At 62.7% G+C, this 20663-nt stretch carries 25 protein-coding genes; 14 read left to right on the top strand and 11 right to left on the bottom strand.

The features are described from left to right. The first annotated feature begins 107 nt into the window (after positions 1-107). Positions 108-2255 (top strand): TonB-dependent receptor family protein, encoded by a 2148-nt coding sequence (locus tag EPJ54_RS13975; protein WP_135212357.1) that lies wholly within the window; start codon positions 108-110, stop codon positions 2253-2255. On the opposite strand, the gene msrA is transcribed toward EPJ54_RS13975, so the two are convergent. Continuing rightward, positions 2252-2854: a peptide-methionine (S)-S-oxide reductase MsrA gene (gene msrA, locus EPJ54_RS13970; RefSeq protein ID WP_135212356.1), complete on the bottom strand. Its 603-nt coding sequence runs from the start codon at positions 2852-2854 to the stop codon at positions 2252-2254. The two genes, EPJ54_RS13975 and msrA, sit on opposite strands and share 4 nt — an antisense overlap. A gap of 148 nt (positions 2855-3002) precedes the next feature. On the opposite strand from msrA, the gene msrB reads away from it, so the two are divergent. Then, positions 3003-3500, top strand: coding sequence for a peptide-methionine (R)-S-oxide reductase MsrB (gene msrB / locus EPJ54_RS13965; RefSeq protein WP_135212355.1), 498 nt, complete (start codon positions 3003-3005; stop codon positions 3498-3500). A gap of 118 nt (positions 3501-3618) precedes the next feature. On the opposite strand, the gene EPJ54_RS13960 is transcribed toward msrB, so the two are convergent. Continuing rightward, a complete protein-coding gene (locus EPJ54_RS13960) occupies positions 3619-3804 on the bottom strand; it encodes a YdcH family protein (protein WP_135212354.1) in 186 nt (61 codons plus the stop codon). Between the two features lie 213 nt (positions 3805-4017). Between EPJ54_RS13960 and EPJ54_RS13955 the strand changes: the two genes are divergently transcribed. Both EPJ54_RS13955 and EPJ54_RS13950 read left to right on the top strand, forming a co-directional pair. Then, positions 4018-4257 carry a YdcH family protein gene (locus EPJ54_RS13955; RefSeq protein ID WP_135212353.1) on the top strand — a complete coding sequence of 80 codons (240 nt, stop codon included), beginning with the start codon at positions 4018-4020 and terminating at the stop codon, positions 4255-4257. After that, on the top strand, positions 4218-5267 hold the full coding sequence (locus EPJ54_RS13950) for a lipid A deacylase LpxR family protein (RefSeq protein WP_135212352.1): 1050 nt from the start codon (positions 4218-4220) through the stop codon (positions 5265-5267). Before EPJ54_RS13955 ends, EPJ54_RS13950 begins: the two co-directional genes overlap by 40 nt. Here the strand turns inward: EPJ54_RS13950 and EPJ54_RS13945 are convergent. Continuing rightward, positions 5264-5908: a GGDEF domain-containing protein gene (locus EPJ54_RS13945; RefSeq protein ID WP_135212351.1), complete on the bottom strand. Its 645-nt coding sequence runs from the start codon at positions 5906-5908 to the stop codon at positions 5264-5266. The two genes, EPJ54_RS13950 and EPJ54_RS13945, sit on opposite strands and share 4 nt — an antisense overlap. A 143-nt stretch (positions 5909-6051) precedes the next feature. Here EPJ54_RS13945 and purE point away from each other — a divergent pair, with 143 nt between their 5' ends. Genes purE through EPJ54_RS13930 form a run of 3 tightly spaced genes read left to right on the top strand, consistent with a single transcriptional unit; the run spans position 6052 to position 9186 of the window. Beyond that, complete coding sequence (gene purE, locus EPJ54_RS13940; protein ID WP_135212350.1) at positions 6052-6540, top strand: 5-(carboxyamino)imidazole ribonucleotide mutase; 489 nt, start codon at positions 6052-6054, stop codon at positions 6538-6540. After that, on the top strand, positions 6537-7607 hold the full coding sequence (locus EPJ54_RS13935) for a 5-(carboxyamino)imidazole ribonucleotide synthase (RefSeq protein ID WP_135212349.1): 1071 nt from the start codon (positions 6537-6539) through the stop codon (positions 7605-7607). Before purE ends, EPJ54_RS13935 begins: the two co-directional genes overlap by 4 nt. Before the next feature lie 55 nt (positions 7608-7662). Next, a complete protein-coding gene (locus EPJ54_RS13930) occupies positions 7663-9186 on the top strand; it encodes a tetratricopeptide repeat protein (protein ID WP_135212348.1) in 1524 nt (507 codons plus the stop codon). Here EPJ54_RS13930 and EPJ54_RS13925 read toward each other — a convergent pair. Beyond that, positions 9183-9527 (bottom strand): hypothetical protein, encoded by a 345-nt coding sequence (locus EPJ54_RS13925; protein WP_135212347.1) that lies wholly within the window; start codon positions 9525-9527, stop codon positions 9183-9185. The two genes, EPJ54_RS13930 and EPJ54_RS13925, sit on opposite strands and share 4 nt — an antisense overlap. Positions 9528-9632: 105 nt before the next feature. Continuing rightward, positions 9633-10328, bottom strand: coding sequence for a COQ9 family protein (locus EPJ54_RS13920; protein ID WP_239590971.1), 696 nt, complete (start codon positions 10326-10328; stop codon positions 9633-9635). 113 nt (positions 10329-10441) lie between these two features. Between EPJ54_RS13920 and rpsU the strand changes: the two genes are divergently transcribed. Next, positions 10442-10675 carry a 30S ribosomal protein S21 gene (gene rpsU, locus EPJ54_RS13915; RefSeq protein ID WP_135212345.1) on the top strand — a complete coding sequence of 78 codons (234 nt, stop codon included), beginning with the start codon at positions 10442-10444 and terminating at the stop codon, positions 10673-10675. Positions 10676-10741: 66 nt separating this feature from the next. On the opposite strand, the gene EPJ54_RS13910 is transcribed toward rpsU, so the two are convergent. Further along, positions 10742-11176 (bottom strand): MarR family winged helix-turn-helix transcriptional regulator, encoded by a 435-nt coding sequence (locus EPJ54_RS13910; RefSeq protein ID WP_135212344.1) that lies wholly within the window; start codon positions 11174-11176, stop codon positions 10742-10744. A gap of 66 nt (positions 11177-11242) precedes the next feature. Between EPJ54_RS13910 and EPJ54_RS13905 the strand changes: the two genes are divergently transcribed. Continuing rightward, positions 11243-11626 carry a VOC family protein gene (locus tag EPJ54_RS13905; RefSeq protein ID WP_167755731.1) on the top strand — a complete coding sequence of 128 codons (384 nt, stop codon included), beginning with the start codon at positions 11243-11245 and terminating at the stop codon, positions 11624-11626. On the opposite strand, the gene EPJ54_RS13900 is transcribed toward EPJ54_RS13905, so the two are convergent. Continuing rightward, a complete protein-coding gene (locus EPJ54_RS13900) occupies positions 11623-11973 on the bottom strand; it encodes a response regulator (protein ID WP_135212342.1) in 351 nt (116 codons plus the stop codon). The two genes, EPJ54_RS13905 and EPJ54_RS13900, sit on opposite strands and share 4 nt — an antisense overlap. Positions 11974-12145: 172 nt before the next feature. Between EPJ54_RS13900 and trxB the strand changes: the two genes are divergently transcribed. Next, on the top strand, positions 12146-13132 hold the full coding sequence (trxB, locus tag EPJ54_RS13895) for a thioredoxin-disulfide reductase (RefSeq protein ID WP_135212341.1): 987 nt from the start codon (positions 12146-12148) through the stop codon (positions 13130-13132). Between the two features lie 659 nt (positions 13133-13791). Here trxB and EPJ54_RS13890 read toward each other — a convergent pair. Continuing rightward, the gene (locus EPJ54_RS13890; protein WP_135212340.1) at positions 13792-14805 is read right to left on the bottom strand and encodes a mechanosensitive ion channel family protein; all 1014 of its coding nucleotides are present in this window, start codon (positions 14803-14805) and stop codon (positions 13792-13794) included. Between the two features lie 113 nt (positions 14806-14918). Between EPJ54_RS13890 and EPJ54_RS13885 the strand changes: the two genes are divergently transcribed. After that, a complete protein-coding gene (locus EPJ54_RS13885) occupies positions 14919-15809 on the top strand; it encodes a LysR family transcriptional regulator (protein ID WP_135212339.1) in 891 nt (296 codons plus the stop codon). 111 nt (positions 15810-15920) lie between these two features. Here the strand turns inward: EPJ54_RS13885 and ypfJ are convergent, their stop codons facing one another. Beyond that, complete coding sequence (gene ypfJ / locus EPJ54_RS13880; RefSeq protein ID WP_135212338.1) at positions 15921-16832, bottom strand: KPN_02809 family neutral zinc metallopeptidase; 912 nt, start codon at positions 16830-16832, stop codon at positions 15921-15923. Positions 16833-16887: 55 nt separating this feature from the next. Next, a complete protein-coding gene (locus EPJ54_RS13875) occupies positions 16888-17958 on the bottom strand; it encodes a PA0069 family radical SAM protein (protein ID WP_135212337.1) in 1071 nt (356 codons plus the stop codon). Between the two features lie 112 nt (positions 17959-18070). Here EPJ54_RS13875 and EPJ54_RS13870 point away from each other — a divergent pair, with 112 nt between their 5' ends. The 3 genes from EPJ54_RS13870 (at position 18071) to EPJ54_RS13860 (ending at position 19846) form a co-directional block, all read left to right on the top strand. Next, entirely contained in the window at positions 18071-19030 is a 960-nt protein-coding gene (locus tag EPJ54_RS13870) for an IS1595 family transposase (RefSeq protein WP_135212336.1), read from the top strand. Between the two features lie 364 nt (positions 19031-19394). Beyond that, positions 19395-19637 carry a hypothetical protein gene (locus EPJ54_RS13865; RefSeq protein ID WP_135212335.1) on the top strand — a complete coding sequence of 81 codons (243 nt, stop codon included), beginning with the start codon at positions 19395-19397 and terminating at the stop codon, positions 19635-19637. Positions 19638-19660: 23 nt separating this feature from the next. Beyond that, on the top strand, positions 19661-19846 hold the full coding sequence (locus tag EPJ54_RS13860) for a hypothetical protein (protein WP_135212334.1): 186 nt from the start codon (positions 19661-19663) through the stop codon (positions 19844-19846). A 166-nt stretch (positions 19847-20012) separates the two neighbouring features. Here the strand turns inward: EPJ54_RS13860 and EPJ54_RS13855 are convergent, their stop codons facing one another. Further along, the gene (locus EPJ54_RS13855) at positions 20013-20615 is read right to left on the bottom strand and encodes a hypothetical protein (RefSeq protein WP_135212333.1); all 603 of its coding nucleotides are present in this window, start codon (positions 20613-20615) and stop codon (positions 20013-20015) included. Between the last annotated feature and the right edge of the window lie 48 nt (positions 20616-20663).

The following is a 20663-nucleotide window of genomic DNA, read 5'->3' as shown; positions in this document are numbered from 1 at the left end:
GCGGGCGTCTGTGCACCCTGCGACATCCACGGTCTTGCGAATAAATCGCAGTGTCATTAGCACCTCGTACGAGGGCGGCAACAGAACCCCGCCGCGGGGGTGCTTTCATGGCAAATGATCGAAATACGTGCTGGGCTTTGGCGCCGGCTCTGGCGGCGCTGCTCAGTGCAGCGCCCGCCTGGGCGCAGGACGCCGATCAGCCCGCACGCTTGGCCGAAGCCGACATCGTCGTGATCGGCGAACGCGCGAACCTGCTGCACATCCCCGGCTCCGGCGCGACCATCGAGGCCGAGGATTTGGAGCGTTCGCGCGTGTTCAGCGTGAACGAAGCGCTGCGCCAAACACCGGGCGTTTATCCGCGCGACGAAGAAGGTTTGGGCCTGCGCCCCAATATCGGCATTCGCGGCCTTTCGCCGACGCGCTCCAGCGAAGTGCTGCTGCTCGAAGACGGCCTGCCGCTCACCTACGGCCCCTATGGCGACAACGCCACCTATTCGCATCCGCCGCTGCGCCGCTTCGAACGCATCGAAATCCTGAAAGGCGCAAGCCAAGTGCGCTTTGGTCCGCACACGGTTGGCGGCGTCGTCAATTACATTTCGCCCAGCGCGCCGACTGAGTTTGGCGGCAGCCTGTTCGTGGCCGGCGGCGACAATGGCTATGGCGAGGCCGCAGCGTCGCTCGGCGGCGAGATTGCTGACTTCCGCCTGCTCGGCCACGCCAGCACGACGGTGTTCGACGGCGTGCGCGACAATCACGGGCTCGAGTTCGCCGACTACAGTCTGCGCGCCGAGCGCACCCTGGCGCCCGGTCACGAATTGATCGCGCGCATCGCCATCAATCGCGAGAACAGCCAGGTTTCCTATTCGGGCCTCACCCAAGCCGAGTTCGACGCCAATCCGTACGGCAACCCGTTTCCGAACGATCGCTTCCAGACGCAGCGTTATACGGGCGCGCTCACGCATTCCTGGGAGATGTCGCCGTCGCTCACGCTGCGCACCAGCGCCTATTCGCTCTATTTCAACCGCGACTGGTGGCGCCAATCTTCGAATTCTGGCCAACGCCCCAGCGATTCAGGCGATCCCGCATGTGGCGGTATGGCCAATCTGAACACGACGTGCGGCGCCGAAGGCCGGCTGCGCGAATATCATCAATATGGGCTTGAAAGCCGCCTCGCCTGGGAAACCGCCTTCCTCGGCGCAGAGGCCAGCATCGAGACGGGCGCGCGCTGGCACACCGAACGCCAGAGCCGTCTGCAAGTGAACGCCGATACGCCCAACGGCCGCACGCCGGGCGTGATCGCCGAAAACAATCTGCGCACCGCCGACGCGCTCTCCGCCTTCGTGCACGCCGATCTCGATTTCGGCCGCTTCAGCATCAGCCCGGGCGTGCGCGTGGAGTCGATTGAGTACGAGCGCACCAATCGGCTCACCAACGCTGAGGCTTCAACCGACCTCACCGAAGTGATCCCAGGCTTGGGCGCCACGTTCGATCTCAACGACGACATGGTGATCTATGCGGGCGTGCATCGCGGCTTCTCGCCGCCGCGCATCGAAGACATCGTCACCAATGCCGGCGGCACGGTCGATCTCGACGCCGAAGAGAGCATCAATTGGGAACTCGGCCTGCGCGGGTCGCCGATCGCCGGGTTCGACATCGATGTCGGCGCCTTCGTGATGGATTTCGAAAACCAGATTGTGCCGGCGTCTGTCGCGGGCGGCGTGGGCGCTACGCTCACCAGCGCCGGCAAAACGCGGCATTCGGGCATTGAAGCTGATCTGCGCTACTCGCTGCGCGACGCGGGGCTGATGCAGAGCGACGATCTCTATTTCCGCACCGCGCTCACCTGGGTCGGCGAAGCGGAATATGTCGGCACGCGCTTTTCCAGCATTTCAGGCTTTGGCGGCGTCTCTGTCAGCGGCAATCGCCTGCCCTACGCGCCAGAATGGATCGCCTCTGCTGCCGTGGGCTATGCGCGCGGCGAATGGCTGAACCTGCAAGCCGAAATGCAATACACGGGCGAGATGTTCACCGACGATCTGAACACCGTCGCCCCAATTGCCAATGGCCAGCGCGGTCTGATCGAGGACTCCACCATCCTCAACCTCGCCGCCAATTTCACGCCGGGCGGCGGCGACACGACGTTCTTCGTCACCGTGAAAAACGTGACCGACGAACTCTACATCGTCGATCGCGCACGCGGCATTCTCCCCGGCGCGCCGCGCCTCTGGCAAGCGGGCGTCAGTCTCGACTTCTAACGCCGCCACACTTGACGCAAGATCCGGTCGCGGCCGCAACCGGCGCGATACATGGCGTAGCGCGCAGGGTTTCGGCGCGCATAGTCACGATGATATTCTTCGGCTTCGGTAAAGCGGCCGAGATTGAGGATCGGCGTCACCACTTGCCCGTTGACGCGCCCGCTCGCGATGATCGCGGCTTTGCTCGCTTCCGCTTCAGCGCGCTGCGCCGGCGTTACGAAGATGGCCGTGCGATAGCTTGAGCCGCGATCGCAGAATTGACCGCCGTCGTCGGTCGGATCGACCAGCGGCCAATAGCGCTCCAACAATTGAGCGTACGTGATCACGCTCGGATCGAAGCGCACGCGCACGGCTTCGTAATGGCCGGGATGGTTTTCGTAGGTCGGGTTCGCGTTGCGCCCGCCCGTGTAGCCGCTCATGACTTCGACCACACCAGGGATCGCGCCCATGTCGTGCTCCATGCACCAGAAACAGCCGCCGGCGAACACGGCCTCCTGCAGGCCCGTTGGCGGCGGGTTGGACGGGGTTTGCGCCGGCGCACTCTCGGGCGCACAAGCGATAAGGAACAAAAGGCTGGCGAGAAGTGAACGACGGATCATGCTCTCTCATACGTAGCGCATACCGCTCTGGTTTCGCGCAACCAACGCCAAGCCTGGGACATACCAGCTTGGGACAGTTCACCAGGAGCCCAAAATCAAGCTCGTCACCGCCCTTACAGCAGCCATCGTCGCGCTCAGCAGCGCCGGCATGTACGCCTACGCTCAGACCCGCCCGAACACGCCCGCCGCCCAGGCAGAGCCGCGCGATCGCAATGCGCTGGAGCGCCTGCGTGATTGGGTCATGGAGCGCGGCGGCACTGAGCGCGCCTTCGCCAAAGAATATTGGGATCACCACGAAACCGGCATCTACGTCGAAGCGCGCACCGGCGAGGCTTTGTTCGCCTCCACCAGCAAATACGACAGCGGTTCCGGCTGGCCGAGCTTCACGCGCCCGCTCAATCCGGACGCCATCACATTGCACGAAGACGACACGATGGGCATGCGCCGCATCGAAGTGCGCTCGCGCGAAGGCAATCACCATCTTGGCCACGTCTTCGACGACGGCCCGCGCGACAGCGGCGGTCAACGCTTCTGCATCAATTCATGTGCGATGCGCTTCATCCTGCGCGATCGCATGGAAGCAGAAGGATATGGCCGCCACCTGCCGATCGTGGACGGCGAAGCGACAAGCGTCGCGTCGCGATAGCGCGAGCGCATTGCGCGCGCTTCGGCGCGTGCCAGTACGTATACGAGAGGCGTATACGAGAGGATCGTCTAGGGCGCGCCGAAGTTGAGAATTTCGCGCTTCGGCGCGCGAGACGAGGTCAGTGGTGACTTATACTGAGCCGCAATCGTATATCTTCGATTTCTTCCTTGATCTTCAGTTTTTGGCGCTTCATCGCCGAGAGCCGCGTCAAATCCGCGGAAGGCCTTTTGGCCTCGTTCTCAATGATTAGGTCCAAATCCCGATGCCGGGCGTCGAGTTCGCGTAGCCGCTGCTCGATAGCCATCGAAGGCGCCTCCTTTGGTTAGGTGCACAGGGAGAATGGCGCCAAATCGGACTGTTGTCTCCCCGCATCGTATTACAAATTTAATCATTCGCAGACTGCACGAATCGCGGGCGGAACCGTCGCTACGCTGCACCGCTTTACAGCGCCCGCTTCGCATGGCTTAGCTCGGCGTTCCAAGCGGCCGTGGGGGGCCGCGCCAGCGGAAGCGAGCGCATGGACGCCGAGGACGGCAACGGCTTCGACATTTCGGCCACGCCAGAGGAGCGTGCGCTGAAGACGCGTCTTTTAGAACTGCGCGAGGAACATCGCGCGCTCGATTCCGCCATCTTTGCTCTGCAGACGGGCGGCGCGAACGACCCGATGCAATTGGCGCGGCTGAAGAAACGCAAATTGGTGTTGAAGGACCAAATTCAATGGATCGAGGACAGGCTGACGCCCGACATCATCGCCTGAAATGGCTGGCGGGCGCCGCACTGCTCAGTGCGATTCCAAATCTTGCGTTCGCCGAAGACCGTCCTGCCGAAGAGAAAGGCGTGCTCTCTATCGTTGTAGAGAATGACTCGCTGTCTTCCGGCGCCGATCGCAATTACACATCGGGCATCAAGATCGCGTACGTCTCGCCGAGCGAAGGCGTGCCCGATTGGCTGCGCGGCTCAGGCGGTTTCACGCGCGCGCTCTCCGGCTCGAATCCCGATTTCTGGGGCGTAGCGATTGGCCAATCGATCTTTACGCCCGAAGACATCAACGCCGTGCCCGCGCCAGCCGATCAGCACCCCTATGCGGGTTGGCTCTATATGCAGATCATGGTCGGCGCGCTCGAAGATCGCGATGACGGCCGCGCGCCGCGCTACATGGATACATACGAACTCGAGCTCGGCATCGTCGGCCCATCTGCGTTGGGCGAAGAATCCCAACGCGGCATCCACGAATTTCTCGGCGCACCCGATCCCCAAGGCTGGGACAGCCAATTGCACGACGAGCTCGCCTTCGCCCTCTCGCTGGACCGTCGCTGGCGCGCACTCCGCGCCTTTATCGATGTGCCCGGCGGCCTCGAATTCGACCTCACCCCCAACGCGGGCGTCACCCTCGGCACCTTGCGCACCGAAGCGCGCATTGGCGCTACCGCGCGCGTCGGCTGGCGCATCGACAATGATTTCGGCCCGCCACGCGTGCGCCCGTCGCTCTCCGGCGTCGAGCATTTCAGCGGCGGCCCGTTGTCGTGGCAGCTTTTCGCCGGCGTTGAAGGTCGCGCCGTTGCGCACAATCTCTTCCTGGACGGGAACACGTTCGAGGACAGCGCCTCCGTCGATCGCACGCCTTTCGTTGCCGATTTCCAAACTGGCTTCAGCGTCAGCGCCGGCGATTGGCGTCTTTCGTACACCTATGTCTGGCGCACCGAAGAATTTGAAACGCAGCCGACGCGCCAAGATTTCGGCGCACTTGCGTTGAGCTGGCGACTTTAGAACGCGGAGAACGCCTGCGCTTGTTCGCGGCGGGCGTATTTCTCAGCGTACATCGCCTCGTCCGCGCGCGCGATTGCGGTTTCCGGATCTTCGCTCATCGCGATCGCATGCACGCCAAACGAGCCGCGCACGCGATGGCTCACGCCCGCGAACACGACTGGCGTTGCATTGAGCTTGTGATTGAGCGCAGCTGCTTTCGCCGCCGCTTCTTCAGCGCTCGCGCGGTTCAAGATCACACCGAATTCATCGCCGCCCAAGCGCCCTACCACGTCGCTCTCGCGCACGGAATCCAGCAACAAGCGACCAACCGCCGTCAGCACAGCGTCGCCCGCCGCGTGGCCGTAGGAATCGTTGAGCGCCTTGAAGCCGTCCAGATCGATGAAAATCACTGCGGCCGGCGTTTTGTAGCGCTCCACCTCCGACATCGTCCGGTGCAGTTCACGCATGAAGGCGCGGCGGTTAAAGACCGGCGCCAGCGCATCGCGATCCGCCAACGCTTCGGCCACGGCCAGCCGCTCAGCCAGCGCGTCCCGCTCGACGCTGAGTCGTTCCAAAGCCGCCAATCCGGCATCGGAAACGTCGCGACGCGACAGCCCCAGCCGTTGCAATAGCTGGGTCGTTCCGCTTGCGAGCTTGTTCATTCCGAAAGCCATGGGGACATGAGCCTCTACCCCAGAGATGACTCCGGCTGGTAAAGACCGCCTTAACCGCCTTCGCGAAGGGGTAGCCCCTGGACGAAAACCCCGGATTCCATTAGCAGGCCGTTTTTTAGGAGCAGCCCGCAATGGCTTCCCCCCACCCGCTCGTCGGGCTGATTATGGGTTCCAAGTCCGATTGGGACACGATGAAGGGCGCCGCCGAGATCTTGGAGGCGCTGGGTGTCGCGTACGAGGCCAAGGTCGTCTCCGCGCACCGCACGCCAAAGCGGCTCTACGATTACGCCGAGTCCGCCAAGTCGCGCGGGCTTAAGGTCATTATCGCCGGCGCGGGGGGCGCTGCACACTTGCCGGGCATGACCGCCGCAATGACGCCGCTGCCGGTGTTGGGCGTGCCGGTGAAAAGCAAAGACCTGAAGGGCCTCGATAGCCTGCTCTCGATCGTGCAGATGCCGAAGGGCATCCCGGTCGGCACGTTGGCGATTGGCGAAGCGGGCGCGGTGAATGCAGGGCTGATGGCCGCTGCTATCCTCGCGCTCAATGACGATGCGCTGGCCGCGCGCCTCGACGCTTATCGCGCCGCACAAACCGAAGCTGTCAGCGAACGCTTGACATGAGCGCGCTTGCGCCAGGGGGCACGATCGGCATCCTCGGCGGCGGGCAATTGGGCCGCATGCTCGCGCACGCCGCCGAACAACTCGGCTTCGATGTCGCGATCTACACCGACGAACAAGACAGCCCCGCCGCGCGCGTGTCGGCGCTGACCGTGATTGCGGACTATCAAGACGTCGAAGAGCTCACCGCGTTTGCACAACGTGTGGATGTCATCACCACCGAGTTCGAGAACGTCCCCGCGCAAACCGCCGAAGCCTTGATCGCGGGCGGGGCGCGCGTCGCCCCCAATCCGCATGCACTCGCGGTGGCGCAGGATCGCTTCGACGAGAAGAGCTATTTCCAAAGCGCCGGCATCGACACGCCGCCCTTCGCCGCCGTCTCATCGCAAGAAGAACTCGAAGCAGCGGTCGCCGAGATCGGCCTGCCCGCAATCCTGAAAACGCGCCGCCTCGGTTATGACGGCCGCGGCCAGATTCGCTTGCTGACCAGCGACGATGTCGCCGGCGCCTACGGAAAACTTGGCGCACCCGGCATTCTCGAAGGCTTCTGCAATTTCGTCTGCGAAATCTCGATCATCGCCGCGCGCGGGCAAGATGGCGCGATCGCCTATTTCGATCTCTGCGAAAACGAACATGCCGGCGGCATTCTCTCGCGCACGCAAGCGCCGGCGCGCGTCAGCGAACTGGTTGAGGTCAACGCGCGCGAAGCGATTAAGCGCGTACTCGAAGCGTTCGATTATGTCGGCGTGCTGACGATCGAATTTTTCGTCATGGACGACGGCAGCCTCGTCGCTAACGAAATGGCCCCGCGCGTCCACAATTCAGGGCACTGGACCATCGAAGGCGCGCTGACCTCGCAATTTGAGCAGCACATCCGCGCTATCGCAGGCTGGCCGCTTGGTCCCACCACGCGCGTCGCCGATTGCGAGATGTTCAATCTGATCGGCGAACAAGCGCTCGATTGGGAAAAGCTCGCCGCCGATCCAAACACGCGCCTCCACCTTTACGGCAAGCGCGACGCCCGCACCGGCCGCAAAATGGGCCACGTCACCAAGCTGAAGCTGCGCTAACAAAACAGTCGCACCCGGCGCGCCAAGGTTGTACCCTCCAAGTAGTGGGGGAACAATGATCGCACGTATTCTTGCACTCGTGATGGCGCTGCTTGCATTCAGCATTGCGCCAGCCAGCGCACAAGACGGCCGCTGGCGACGCGCAGAATCCGCGAACTTCATTGTTTATGGCGCGATGAGCGAAGGCGCGCTTCGCCGCGCCACCGAGTCCCTCGAAAACTTCGATCGCACATTGCGCATACTCACAGGCGCCGCCGCCACGCCCGCGCAGACGAAGCTCGAAGTTTATCTCGTCAGCAATCTCAACGAATTGCAGCGGGTCAATCCGCGCATGGGCGAAACCGTGCGCGGATTTTATCATGCTGGCGCGGAGCAAATCGCGGCCTTCGTGATCTACAACGATCAGGGCGGGCTTGATCGAGGCACGGTGCTCTTTCACGAATACGCACACCATTTCATGCTGCACTATTTCCCTGACGCGTACCCGCGATGGTACGTCGAAGGTTGGGCGGAGCACGTCTCATCCATTGAAATCCGCGGCACGCGCGTGGCCGTGGGCTTGCCGTCAGAGCATCGCGGCGATTGGATCACCTACGAAGGCATCCTCCCCATCGAAGCACTCTTGGCGCCCGAGCGCGTACGCAATGTCGATAATTTTGGCGGACGGTTCTATGCGAATGCGTGGTTTGCCGTGATCTACCTGTCCAACAATCCGGAGCGGCGCGCGGGCCTCGACCGCTATGTGGAAGCGCTCGGCGAAGGTGCTGACCCAATCGAAGCGTTCGAGCCCGCCTTCGGCATTACGCCCGAGGCGTTCCGCCGCGAATTGCTTGAGTTCCGACGCAGCCGCATCAACGTTCTCAACTTCAATCTGCCGGAAACCACGATCGAGATCGCCATCACGCGGCTACCGGTGGCGATGAACGACCTGCTTTTGCCGCTCGCGCGCCTGCGGAACGGCGCCTACCAGCAGAGTGAGATCGCAGGCTTCGCCGCCGAGGTTCAGGCGCTCGCGGCGCGTCACCCGAGCGATGTCGCAGCGCGTATCGCCGCCGCGCGCAGCGCGCTTCTGTTGGACGATTGGCAAGCAGCGCGCGACCAATTGGACGCAGCCCTCACGATCGACGCAGCCAACACCGAGGCCCGCTACCTGCTGGCGCGCAGCCACCTCAAGGAAGGCGAGCTAAATCCCGAGCGGGGCGTCGAGACTTTGCGCGTTGCGCGTCGCGAATTGGTGCGCGGCTTTCGCGCCGACCCGAACCATTTTCCGACGCTCTTTGCCTACGCCAGCACCTTCATCCAGGGCTATGGCCCCATGAGCAGCGAAAATTTGGATGTGCTGGCGCGTTCGCTGGAACTCGCGCCGCAGGCCGATCACATCCGCCTCACGGTTGCGCGCGAACTTATGGTCGCGCGCGAGTACGACGCGGCGGCCGCTGTGTTGCGCCCGTTGCTTTACGCGCCACACGGCGGCTCAAGCGCGCGCTATGCGCGCGCCCTGTTCGACGCCGCGCGCAATGATCAGCCACCGCCCGCGTTCGTGTTCGACGATGCCGAGCTTGAGGCAGAGGCAGACTAACGCGGGTACGCTTCGTCGCGCGCCGTGAAGAGCCAGAAGCCGAACACGTAGATCACCGGCGTGAAGAGTTGCAGCACGCCGACGATCGAACCGGCTGAACGCCGCACCACCGCAAACGCTTCGCTGCCGTCTTCCAAGACGCCGCCCATGGTGATCGCGGTTGGCGTCGAGAGAACAAGAAGCGCAATTGCGCAAATCCAAAACGCAATCGCACTGGCGACAATGGGTGATGTCCGCTCGACGTAATCGTCAGCGGGATGTTCTTCGAGATGCGTCAGGCTTGACCAAATCGTCAGCGGCCAGAGCGCCGCATTGAAGAACCGTACCGGAGCTGCACGCATGTAAGCGCCTCCATCACGGGACCGTGAGAGCACCAACATAAGATGCGCCGCGCCAATCCAGGGCGCCTTGCTGCGATTTTAGGAGAACGGAAATTACCCGCGCGATTACCGCCCATAGCGGAACCGCGCCGCGATGCCGAGCGCACTTTGCGCCGCTTCGCCCACCGGCTTCAATTGCGCTTTGAATTTCTCGAACTGCATCACGTTCTCGATGCGCGCATCGAGGAACGCCCACGTCGCTTCGTGGTCTTCGCTCTCATCGCTGAACCAGCGCACATAGGTGCTGGCCAGCACGCCGGAGAGGATCGCGCGCTTCGAATAGAAATTCCCGTCGGTGCTCTTGTCGCCTAGCGCGCGCCAAATGCGGTCAGCCGTGCGCCACAGAAGCCGCGTGGCTTCAGGCGCGCGGTCCGGGCGGCTCAAGGCGCGGGTCATGGCGCGAGCCGCTTGTTTGTAGGGCGCCTGCGCCTCCAGCCGCACCTGGACGGCGGCGCGGACCTTCTGGCGGATCTTCATGGCGTCCAGATCGAGCTCATCCAGCCGGTCGAGCATCGCCCGGTCGGCCCGCTCGGCGAACGCGTCGAAGAGGTCGACCGCCCCGCGCGGGCAAGCCAGGGCCGCCTCCCCCTCGGAAAGCCCCGTTTCGGCCACAGCCGCCTTGAAAGCCGCGTCAGTCCAGCCCTGTTCAGCGGCATGGGCTGGGAAAACGTCCAAAATCCGGGCCCGGAACCGGGCTGAGGGGGTGACGGTCATGCTGGAAAAATAAGCCTGCAGGCCCCCGCCGTCGACCCGTTCCAGCATGGACACGGGCGCGGCCTTTTGCTATCAGCCCGCCTTCGCTTTAACTCAGGCCCTGGCGCATCCGCCCCGGCGGCCGGTTTGGTATTGGTTTCGCAAGCTCGCGGGAGACGGTCCTGGTACAGATTTTCGTACGCGATAACAACGTCGATCAGGCGTTGAAGGCGCTCAAAAAGAAGATGCAGCGGGAAGGCACTTTCCGCGAAATGAAGCGTCGCAATCACTTCGAAAAGCCGTCCGAGAAGCGTGCGCGTGAACGCGCCGAAGCTGTGCGCCGCGCCCGTAAGCTGGCCCGCAAGCGCGCCCAGCGTGAAGGCCTGCTGCCGCGTCCGGCGCCGAAGCCGCGTTAAGGCAAGCTTCCGAGCTTTGAGTTTCAAGACGCCGTCCGGTTCCGCCGGGCGGCGTTTTCGTTGGCGCTACGCGCGATCATCGGACGCCGCGAGCCGCAGCATCAGATCCGCGGCCTTGTGCAGCTCGGCGCGCTCCGCAGCACTCAAGCGCGTCAGCCGCTTGGACAAAAGCGCCAGGCGCTTCTTGCGCCCCTCTTCCATGAGCGCGCGGCCTTTCGCGGTCGCCTCGATACGCACGCCGCGCTTGTCGGCCTTGTCAGCGCGCTTCACCACCAAGCCCTCCGCTTCCAAATCCGCCACCAGTTTCGACATGGTCGGCGCGCGGACCTGCTCGGCCTTTGCCAACGCGCTCAAACTCATCGGCCCACCGAACGTCAGCACCGAGAGCGCGGAGAGCTTCGGCGCCGACACGCCCGTCTCCGCATCCGCCACGCGCACCGCGCGCAGCAAACGCAGCGCGGCTGAGTGAAGATGCATCGCGGTGTCGAGCGTGCGGGACATGGTGTGAATTCTGGCTTGACGTCATTAGTTAGTCAAACTAACTATATGCAGAGAGGGAGAAGCGCCATGAATACGCCCACGCCACTGATCTCCGGCATCGCCCAGATCGCGATCGCCAGCGCCGATCCGATCGCGCTCGTCGCTTTCTATCGCGACACGCTTGGCCTGCCCGTTCTGTTCGAAACCAACGGCATGACGTTTTTCCAATCCGGCGCCACGCGTCTGATGATCGGCCACGCCCAACCCGGCCAAGCGATCGGCGGCGATTCCGTGATCTATTTCGAACCGCGCGATTGGAGCGCTGCGGAAAGCAAGCTCGAAGGCGCCGGCATCGCTTTCCTGCACCCCGCGCAAAAGCTCCAAGAAGCCCCCGGCCGCGAACTCATGCTCCGCGCCTTCAAAGATCCCGAGGGCCACACGCTGGCGCTAATGGGGTGGCGGGCGGTTTAGCCCAACAGCTTGCTCAAACCCGCCTGCAGCTCAGCGTCGCTGATCGGCTTGGTCAGCACCGGCGCGCTCGCCAGCGCAGGCGGCGCGTTCTTGATCTCGTCGTAGCCGGTGCAGAACGCGATCGGTACGCCAAGCTCCGCTAGCTTCACGCCCAGCGCGACGCTCGATTGACCGCCAACATTCGCGTCCAGCAAGGCGCAATCGGGCCGCGTGCCGGCGAGCAACGCCTCGGCCTCGGCGATCGTATGGGCAGGCCCCAGCACGGCATGGCCAAGCTCGACCAGCCGCTCCTCCAGCTCCATCGCGATCAAACGGTCGTCCTCAACCACCAAAATCTTCCGCTGCACGCTTGCCGCCCGCCAAATTCGTCCGCGCGATCAAACATATACGGAACGGTTCCCGACGCAATCGGAGCGCGCATGGGCGCGACGCTGTGATCACGCCGCAGGGGCGCCCGGCCTTTGATCCATTCTGGCAATCGCCATATTGAGACAGCTCGAATCCCTGCAAGGCCGTCCCATGACCGAACCCGTCGCCCGCCACGCCCCCGTGATCATCATCGGCTCCGGCCCTGCCGGCTATACCGCGGCCATCTATGCCGCCCGCGCCCTGCGCAAGCCCTTGCTGATCGCGGGCCTCCAACCGGGCGGACAGCTCACCATCACGACGGACGTGGAGAATTACCCGGGCTTCGCCGACACGATCCAAGGCCCCTGGCTGATGGAGCAGATGAAGGCGCAGGCCAAGCACGTCGGCGCTGAATTTGCCGACGACATCATCGTCAAAGCCGAATTGGACCAACATCCATTCCGCCTCACAGGCGACAGCGGCCAAATCTATCTCGCTGACGCGCTCGTCATCGCCACCGGCGCGCAAGCAAAATGGCTGGGCTTGCCGAGCGAGCAGAAATTCCAAGGCTTCGGCGTCTCCGCCTGCGCCACCTGCGACGGCTTCTTCTATCGCGGCAAGCAAGTCGCGGTCATTGGCGGCGGCAATAGCGCAGTGGAAGAAGCGCTCTACCTTTCGCACTTGGCCTCGAAGGTCACGCTCATCCACCGCCGCGACAGCTTGCGCGCCGAGAAAGTCCTGCAGGAGCGCCTCTTCAATCACCCGCGCATCGAGGTGGTCTGGGATACCGCCGTCGAAGAGATCGAAGGCGAACAAAGCCCGCCCGGCGTCACCGGCATCATCTTGAAGAACGTCAAAACCGGCGCGCGCGAAGAACGCAAAGTCGACGGCGTGTTCGTCGCCATCGGCCACGCGCCCGCAACCGAGCTCTTCAAAGGCCAGGTCGAGATGAAGGACAGCGGCTACATCATCGTGAGGCCCGGCACGACGCAGACCTCGATCCCTGGCGTGTTCGCCGCCGGCGACGTCACCGACGACACCTATCGCCAAGCCGTCACCGCCGCCGGCATGGGCTGCATGGCCGCGCTCGAAGCGGAGAAATATCTGGCCAACCTCGAACTCGACCACGCGCGCTCGAAAGCCGGCGCAGCCGCTTAATCGCTCGCCAGTCTCCACCCCCAACCCGACAAAAGCTCCGTCATCCCGGACGCGCGGCTTGCCCGCCGAAGCGCGCAGAGCGAAGGCGGGAGCGCGGTCCCGGACGCAGGGCCGACGCATTGCGCTTTACGATCCCCGGGTCCTGGCTCTCCGCTTCGCTCCGGCCGGGATGACGGTAGAGTTTAACAGATCAACTTCCGCGTTTCACCGCGCTCGAAGCGCTCGTGCGAAAACTCGTCCTGCTCGCCGCATGAACGCGCTCAGCCGCGTGCTGGAAAAACCGCTGCCCTACGCTAAGCGTCTCGCCCGCAAACTCCGCCGCGCGCCCAAAACATTCCTCGCCAAAATCGCCCTCAAACGCCAACCCCGCTCGCCCTACGTCGCCCCCCGCGTCCAACGCGACGCCGAACTCCACGTCTGGCCCGCAACGCGCGCTGAACATGAGCGCTGCTTTCCGCACGCTCAAACCGACACAAGCTAAATCGTCATCCCGGGGCTCAGCAAAGCTGAGAACCCGGGACCCAGGGGCAAACGCATAAGCCTCGGCTCCTGGGTCCCGGATCACGCTTCGCGTGTCCGGGATGACGGTGTGTGAACTTCAAACGCGCGTTCAGCCGAACGGCGCGGCGCGTCCGCGCGCCGTGTCTCATGGGCCGGCGTTAAGGCTCGCGTCGCTCTTCCGCGATTTCCGGCTCTGGCTCGGGCTCCGGCCGGAGCGCGTCTTCGGCCGCGTCATTCACACTCGGCGCAGGCGTGGCGGGTACAGGATGCGGCTTAGATTGCAAGTTCAGCGCCGCCAGCGCGTCGTCGCCCTCTTCGCCAAAGAACGTGCGCAGGCGAATGTCGCGCTGCGGATACGGGATCTCGACGCCTGCGGCGCGCAGCGCATCATCGATCGCCCAAGTGTACGCCGCGTTCATCGCTTTCGGCCGCTTCACCGCTTCCAGCGTCGGCCAGACGATCAGTTCGAATTTCAACGCGCTATCGCCGTAACCAACAAGCCATACTTGCGTGCGGCGCTCATCCGTATCGGGCAAGGTGAACGGCACGTCGCGCGCAGCCGCGATCACGCATTCGCGCACTTTTTCTTTATCGGCGCCGATCGCGACTTGGAACGGCACATGGATGCGGCGCGTCTCGCCGCGCCGCGTCCAATTGATCATCGTGTTTTCGATCAGCTTGGAATTCGGGATCAGCAAATAGACGTTGTCGTTGTTGCGCACACGCGTGGCGCGCGGGCCGATCTCTTGCACCACGCCGCGCGTGCCGTCGTGCATCTCAACATAATCGCCAATCTGGATCGCGCGATCGAACACGAGCGTGAGGCCCGAGACGAATTCCTTGATGATGCCCTGAAGCCCCAGTCCGATGCCGACACCCAAGCCGCCCGCGAACACAGCGACCGAGGAAAGATCGATGCCAAGCGAAGAAAGCCCCGCCACCAAGCCGAACACGACCAAGCCGTAGGTCAGCACCTTCTCGGCGATGTAGAGCGCAGCCGCGCCCTGCCCGAGCCGCTGGCGGCCGCGGATGCGCTTCAGCGCCGTGCCGATGATCCAGGAAGCGGCCATGAACAGCACGACCAGCATCAGCGCGCCGAACACGCCGCCCACGGTCACCACCGAGGAGCCCAGCCGGAAAAGCTGAATGTGGGAAATGTCCTGGATCAGCATCCAACAATCCTCACGCGTGCGCCCCCTTCTATCGACCGCGCCGGTGAGCTATGCAATATTGCAAAGAAAGAGGCCGCCGAACGGGCGCCATAGGGCGGGGAAATACGGCCTTGATGGACTGGGATAAGCTCAAAACCTTCCACTTCGCGGCCGAAACCGGCTCGCTGACGGCCGCGGCCGAGAAATTGGGCGTCAGCCAATCCTCGGTCAGCCGCCAGATCGCGGCACTCGAAAACGAGATGGGCGTCCCCCTGTTCCAGCGCCACGCGCGCGGCCTCCTACTGACCGGCCCCGGCATGGCATTGCGCGAGTTCACTCGCGAAATGGCGGGTGCGGCCGTGATCGCGGAAAGCACGCTGAAGGACGCGCGCGAGAAGGTGATCGGCGATCTGAAAATCACCGCGCCCGTCGCGTTCGGCTCGACCTGGCTTGCGCCGCGCCTCGTGCATTTCGCCGACAAATACCCCGAGACGCGCGTGCAATGCCTGCTCGACGATCGCGAGTTCGATCTGTTGAAGCTCGAAGCCGAATGCGCGATCCGTCTGTGGGCGGCGACGCACGCTGATCTGATCCAGCGCAAACTCTTCGAAGTGCGCGTCAGCCTTTATGCGTCGAACGAATATCTGAAGCGTCACGGCACGCCGAAAGATGTCGTGGAACTCGATAACCACCGCATCATCGCCTACCAGGCCAACATCCCGACGCCGATGCGCGAATTGGATTGGGCGCAGCGCGCCGGCCGCGAAGACGCAAAGCCACGCCCGCCGCTCTTAGAGATCAACAACGTCTATGGCATGTTGCGCGCCGTCGAGAGCGGCTTCGGCATCGCCTCCGTGCCGGATTACATGGCGCGCGAAAATCCGAACCTCGTGAAAGTTCTGCCCGATCTGCCGGGCCCGAGTTTCGAAGTTTATTTCATCTATCCAAGCGATCTAAAGCGCTCCAAGCGCATCGCCGCCTTTCGCCAATTCCTGATCGATCAGTCTGAGGACTGGGAGCCTTAAGCGCTACCCATTCCCGGATGGGCGAAGCGAAATCCGGGACCCATAAACACAAGCGCCTGAGCGTATGGGCCCCGGACTGCGCACAAGTGCGCATCCGGGGATTGGTGTGAGTTAGAGCTGCCCGTAATTGCCCACCGCGAACGTATCGCACTGGCGCGCGTCGCCGCTATCGAAGCCGCGGCGGAACCAGCGCATGCGCTGCGCCGATGAGCCGTGCGTGAATTGGCGCTCATCCGAATGGCCGAGCGCGTCGTCACCGATCGCGTGCGCGGCGTTCAACGCTTCGCGCAAATCCGCGTCATCGATCGCAAGCGAGGCTTGCGCCGTATGCCCCCAAACACCAGCGAAGCAATCGGCCTGCAGCTCAACGCGCACCGAGGTTTGGTTCTGGTTTTCGCCCTGCACTTGGCGTTGCGTCGCGCCGATCACATTCTGCACGTGGTGCCCAACTTCGTGCGCGATCACATAGGCTTGCGCGAAATCGCCCGGCGCGCGCAGGCGATCCTGCATCACCTGATAGAAGGTCGGGTCGATGTAGAGGAAGCTGTCAGCCGGGCAATAGAACGGACCGACGTCGGAGGTCGCATTGCCGCACGCCGTCGCCACCGCGCCCGAAAACACAACCAGCGTCGGATCACGATATTGCCCAGGGTTCACGCCGTAATTCGGCAAACGCCCCTGCTGGAATTGCGCGCGCCAGACATCTTCTGTGGAACCCAAAATTGCGCGCGAGAAATCGCAAGCCTCTGCGTGCGCCTCGCACGTCGAGCCCTCGCCCGCCACGCTCTGCGTTTGCCCTGGCACGCCGCCAAGCAATGCGCCGAAAATCATCTGCTTGATCGCGGGGGGCGCGAAGAAATACACGCCGGCGAGCACGACGCCCGCGATCAGACTGCCGCGAATGCCGATGCGGCGCAGGATCGAGAACAACGCCGCCGCCGGCAAACCGCCGCCGCCACCGCCGCCGGAACCGCGACCACGATCCTGGAAATTGTCCGAACGGCGCTGATTGTCGGTGCGCATGGATTGTGGTCCTCCTACCTCGCCTGACGGTCTTAGCCGCAGACGCCCGGCAACGCTACTGAACCGCGAAAAGGTCCCCCTGGTCGCCATAATCCGGCGGGCGGCGGAATTGCGTGCAATCGAGCGCCAAGCGCGGCTTATCGAGGCCCAAGCGTCGGCAGGCCTTGGCGAAACGATCGGCGATCAGCTGCGCGTACGGCCCCTCGCCCTTCTGGCGCTTGCTCCATTCGGGATCGTAATCGCGCCCGCCGCGCATCTGGCGCACGATCGTCATCACGCGCGTCTGCCGGTCAGGAAAATGCTGCGCCAGCCATTCGCGGAAGAGATCCTTGATCTCCAGCGGCAGCCGCAACACGACATAACCTGCCGCACTCGCGCCCGCCTTCGCGCATTCTTCGAGAATGGCTTCGATCTCGCGATCATTGATCGCCGGCACGACAGGCGCGACCATCACCGTCGTCGGCACGCCCGCATCCGTGAGCGCGCGGATCGCTTCGATGCGCCGATGCGGTGCGGCCGCGCGCGGCTCCATCACGCGCGAAATGCGCCGATCCAAGCTCGTCACCGAGATCGCGGCTTTCGCCAGGCCCCGTTCCGCCAAGCGCGCGAGAATATCGATGTCGCGGATCACGAGCTGCGATTTGGTGATCAGCGCGACGGGATGGCGCCAGCGCTCCATCACCTCCAGCAGCGCGCGCGTGACGCCATAGCCGCGCTCGATCGGCTGATAAATGTCGGTGACGCCGCCCAGCATGATCGTGCGCGGGCGATAGCTGGGCTTCGCGAATTCGCGCTCCAGCAATTCCGCCGCGTTGGCTTTCACAAACAGCTTGGTCTCGAAATCGAGCCCCGGCGACAGGCCGACATAGGCGTGGTTCGGCCGCGCGTAGCAATAGATGCAGCCATGCTCGCAGCCGCGATACGGGTTGATCGATTGGTCGAAGGAAATGTCGGGGCTTTGATTGGTCGAGATGATGGTCTTGGCCAGTTCGCGCGTGACGATCGTTTCCAGCTTCTGGATCGGCTCATTGGCCCAGCCGTCATCGAACTCTTCGCGGGCAAAGCGCTCGTATCGGCCGCTCGCATTCGTGCGCGCGCCGCGTCCATGCAATGGGTCGCGAGTCATGATCTAGGACTATAGTCACACAACAGAACATAACAAGAACTTTTTGCACAATGAAGAAGGGCGCGGCGATATTATACTTGACGTACCCAGCTTTACCGGCTATCTCTAGGGCATGGGTAGCGTTCTAGATGCCAAGCACTTCCGCGACGAAGCAGCGGCCTACAAGTGGGTTGAAGCCCGCGTGTGGCCGAACGGTCGTGTCTGCCCGCACTGCGGCTCTGTCGATGACAGCGGTCCGCTCAAGGGCAAGAGCACCCGCCTAGGCGTCTATAAGTGCTACGCGAAGGAATGCCGTAAGCCCTTCACCGTGAAGGTCGGCACGATCTTCGAGAGCAGCCACATCAAGCTGCACATTTGGCTTCAAGCCATGTTCCTGCTGGCGTCTTCCAAGAAAGGCATCAGCTCCAACCAGCTCGCGCGCACGCTCGGCGTGACGCTCAAGAGCGCTTGGTTTCTTTCCCATCGCATTCGTGAAGCGATGAAGGATACCAAGGGCGGAATGTTCGGTTCTGGCTTTGGCGGCGTAGAGGCTGACGAAACGCTGCAAGGTGTCGATCCTCGCAAAGAACCGCGCGAAGACGGCACTCTTAGCGTTCAAAACTACAATCGCGTTTTGACGCTGATCGATCGCGACACTGGCGCCGCGCGCTCTTTCGTCATGACTGAGTTCACGACCGATGAAGTGCAGCGCATTCTCAACGAGAACGTCGCGAAAGAAGCCTATTTGCTGACCGATGAGGCGCCGCAATACAAGGCGCCCGGCCAACATCAAACCTTCCACGGCTCCACGACGCACAGCAAAGGCGAGTACGTCTCTAAGGACGCGCCGTGGGTCCACACGAACACCGTGGAAGGCTACTACAGCGTTTTCAAACGCGGCATGAAGGGCGTGTACCAGCACTGCGGTCGCGACCACTTGCATCGCTACACGGCTGAATTTGATTTCCGGTACTCGAACCGTGCCAAGCTAGGCGTGGATGACGTGGCCCGCTTCACCAAGATCGTAGAAGGCGTGACGGGGAAGCGGCTCACGTACCGAACAACTGGTCGGCAAAGCGAAGCGACCGCCTAGGCCAAAGCGGCGCAGGCGCTCCCGCTGGAAGCCCAAGCGAAAGCGCCATCCCAGCAAGACATTTCGCTTGCGAATTTTCCACGAGACTCAGCGGTCATCGCGCGAACCTATTAATACGGCGATAACCATACCCGCGCATATAGTCGCGCATCCACAAAAGCTGTGGTGCCGGACCGGCCCTTGGTTTGGGCAGTCCGGCTGGAGACAGTCCCGGCGCAAGAGTTAGGTTGTACGTCGCCGGAGCCGTACAACCGAAAACCACAGGTCTCACCCTGCCAAAATGGACGGCGCGAGCCGAACATCTCTTGTGGTTCATTTCGTATTACATTGTAATTCGTAATTGAGTGGTTAACGATAGCCAGCCGTGGCTGGACGCAAACCAAAAGACAAAAGCGGGAAGCCGCGACAGGGGCACACGATACGCCTGTCCGAGCGTGACGAGTTTTTCATCGCCGCTCTGATCGAACAGTACTACGGCGACAACCACACTGAGATATTGCGAGCCGGGCTCAAGCTGCTGGTGGCTAAAGCGCAAAGGGATGGGAAACTCCCGGAGCCGCACAAGCGACGGCCCGAGCAAATACCCCCTGCCGCTGACGACGACTGACTCAAATCGCGCTAAGCTGGGCCATGGCTCAAAAGCACAAGACCTTGATCTCAGATGACGGCACCGGCCGCTTAAGCCTCATTCTCGTTCTTGAAAACGGAAGTGACGTTTATCTCGCCCTGGCCGCCGGCACCTCTAAGGAGGATGCGAGCGGCATAGCGAAAGCGATTTCCGGCAAGGTAGTGGGCGCCGAAATCAAAGCGAGATGATTTGATGCCCAAGAAGAAAGACCCACCCGAAGATCCAAAGTCCCAACACGAACGCTTCAAAGAAGCGGCGCGCGAGATTGGCGCCGACGAAAGCGGAAAAGCGTTTGAGCGGGTTTTTGAGAAAGCCGTAAGGCCTGCGGACGCGAAGAAGCCTCGATGATAATCGTCACGCCTTCCAGGGCGACGACGGTTCGGCTTTAAATTTGGCGTCCAACGGGGCGATCAAGTCCCACAGCTTCTCTGAATTTGCGATGTAGTCATCGTCGGTAGCCAAACCGACCCAATAAGGCGGCACTCCGCGTCGCTCCGCAACATCGATTATAGAAGTGGATTTCGCTTTGATTTCAGCGGCGTCTCGCCTGCGATTTTCCAGAGGATAGATCACCTCTAGAGCCATGATCTCAGCAATGCGCTCGGATTGAGTTTCCCCCGAAACCTGATCGATCGTAAAGCCGCGAAAGCCGACCAAGTCATGTATCGTCTTCAAGCCATCGGGCGAAAACTCCGAAGGGTCGTCGAGGAGTGCGTGGCAAAGCTCCTTCACCACCGTGAAGCGCTTCCAAAGCGGCGACAGGCTGGCGCGAACTCGAACGATGATGTGATCCGCGTAGCGCTCGTAGTTTCCGCGCAGACGCTCCGCATCGAAATCGACCTCCTGCTTCACAACCTTAAGGCCGGTGACCAGTTCGATGATCCGCTGAAGATTCTCTATCGAAACGCGATTTAGCGCGTCGTCGCCCTCGGTGTGCGTCCAATAAAGGTGCTCCACGCGCCGAGCCATCGAGAAGCAACGCACGTATTTGACTACAAAGTCGGT

It is taken from the genome of Vitreimonas flagellata (assembly GCF_004634425.1).
In the GTDB taxonomy this organism is placed as follows: Bacteria; Pseudomonadota; Alphaproteobacteria; order Caulobacterales; family Aquidulcibacteraceae; genus Vitreimonas; species Vitreimonas flagellata.
Note: the sequence above shows the minus strand (reverse complement) of the source record. Positions and strands in the feature narration are given on the sequence as shown.

Bases quoted from the DNA above. Each gene is read 5' to 3' on its own strand.
- EPJ54_RS13975 (WP_135212357.1), top strand. From the start codon at position 108: ATGGCAAATGATCGAAATACGTGCTGGGCTTTGGCGCCGGCTCTGGCG.
- msrA (WP_135212356.1), bottom strand. From the start codon at position 2,854: ATGATCCGTCGTTCACTTCTCGCCAGCCTTTTGTTCCTTATCGCTTGT.
- msrB (WP_135212355.1), top strand. From the start codon at position 3,003: ATGTACGCCTACGCTCAGACCCGCCCGAACACGCCCGCCGCCCAGGCA.
- EPJ54_RS13960 (WP_135212354.1), bottom strand. From the start codon at position 3,804: ATGGCTATCGAGCAGCGGCTACGCGAACTCGACGCCCGGCATCGGGAT.
- EPJ54_RS13955 (WP_135212353.1), top strand. From the start codon at position 4,018: ATGGACGCCGAGGACGGCAACGGCTTCGACATTTCGGCCACGCCAGAG.
- EPJ54_RS13950 (WP_135212352.1), top strand. From the start codon at position 4,218: ATGGATCGAGGACAGGCTGACGCCCGACATCATCGCCTGAAATGGCTG.
- EPJ54_RS13945 (WP_135212351.1), bottom strand. From the start codon at position 5,908: ATGAACAAGCTCGCAAGCGGAACGACCCAGCTATTGCAACGGCTGGGG.
- purE (WP_135212350.1), top strand. From the start codon at position 6,052: ATGGCTTCCCCCCACCCGCTCGTCGGGCTGATTATGGGTTCCAAGTCC.
- EPJ54_RS13935 (WP_135212349.1), top strand. From the start codon at position 6,537: ATGAGCGCGCTTGCGCCAGGGGGCACGATCGGCATCCTCGGCGGCGGG.
- EPJ54_RS13930 (WP_135212348.1), top strand. From the start codon at position 7,663: ATGATCGCACGTATTCTTGCACTCGTGATGGCGCTGCTTGCATTCAGC.
- EPJ54_RS13925 (WP_135212347.1), bottom strand. From the start codon at position 9,527: ATGCGTGCAGCTCCGGTACGGTTCTTCAATGCGGCGCTCTGGCCGCTG.
- EPJ54_RS13920 (WP_239590971.1), bottom strand. From the start codon at position 10,328: ATGCTGGAACGGGTCGACGGCGGGGGCCTGCAGGCTTATTTTTCCAGC.
- EPJ54_RS13910 (WP_135212344.1), bottom strand. From the start codon at position 11,176: ATGTCCCGCACGCTCGACACCGCGATGCATCTTCACTCAGCCGCGCTG.
- EPJ54_RS13905 (WP_167755731.1), top strand. From the start codon at position 11,243: ATGAATACGCCCACGCCACTGATCTCCGGCATCGCCCAGATCGCGATC.
- trxB (WP_135212341.1), top strand. From the start codon at position 12,146: ATGACCGAACCCGTCGCCCGCCACGCCCCCGTGATCATCATCGGCTCC.
- EPJ54_RS13890 (WP_135212340.1), bottom strand. From the start codon at position 14,805: ATGCTGATCCAGGACATTTCCCACATTCAGCTTTTCCGGCTGGGCTCC.
- EPJ54_RS13885 (WP_135212339.1), top strand. From the start codon at position 14,919: ATGGACTGGGATAAGCTCAAAACCTTCCACTTCGCGGCCGAAACCGGC.
- ypfJ (WP_135212338.1), bottom strand. From the start codon at position 16,832: ATGCGCACCGACAATCAGCGCCGTTCGGACAATTTCCAGGATCGTGGT.
- EPJ54_RS13875 (WP_135212337.1), bottom strand. From the start codon at position 17,958: ATGACTCGCGACCCATTGCATGGACGCGGCGCGCGCACGAATGCGAGC.
- EPJ54_RS13870 (WP_135212336.1), top strand. From the start codon at position 18,071: ATGGGTAGCGTTCTAGATGCCAAGCACTTCCGCGACGAAGCAGCGGCC.
- EPJ54_RS13860 (WP_135212334.1), top strand. From the start codon at position 19,661: ATGGCTCAAAAGCACAAGACCTTGATCTCAGATGACGGCACCGGCCGC.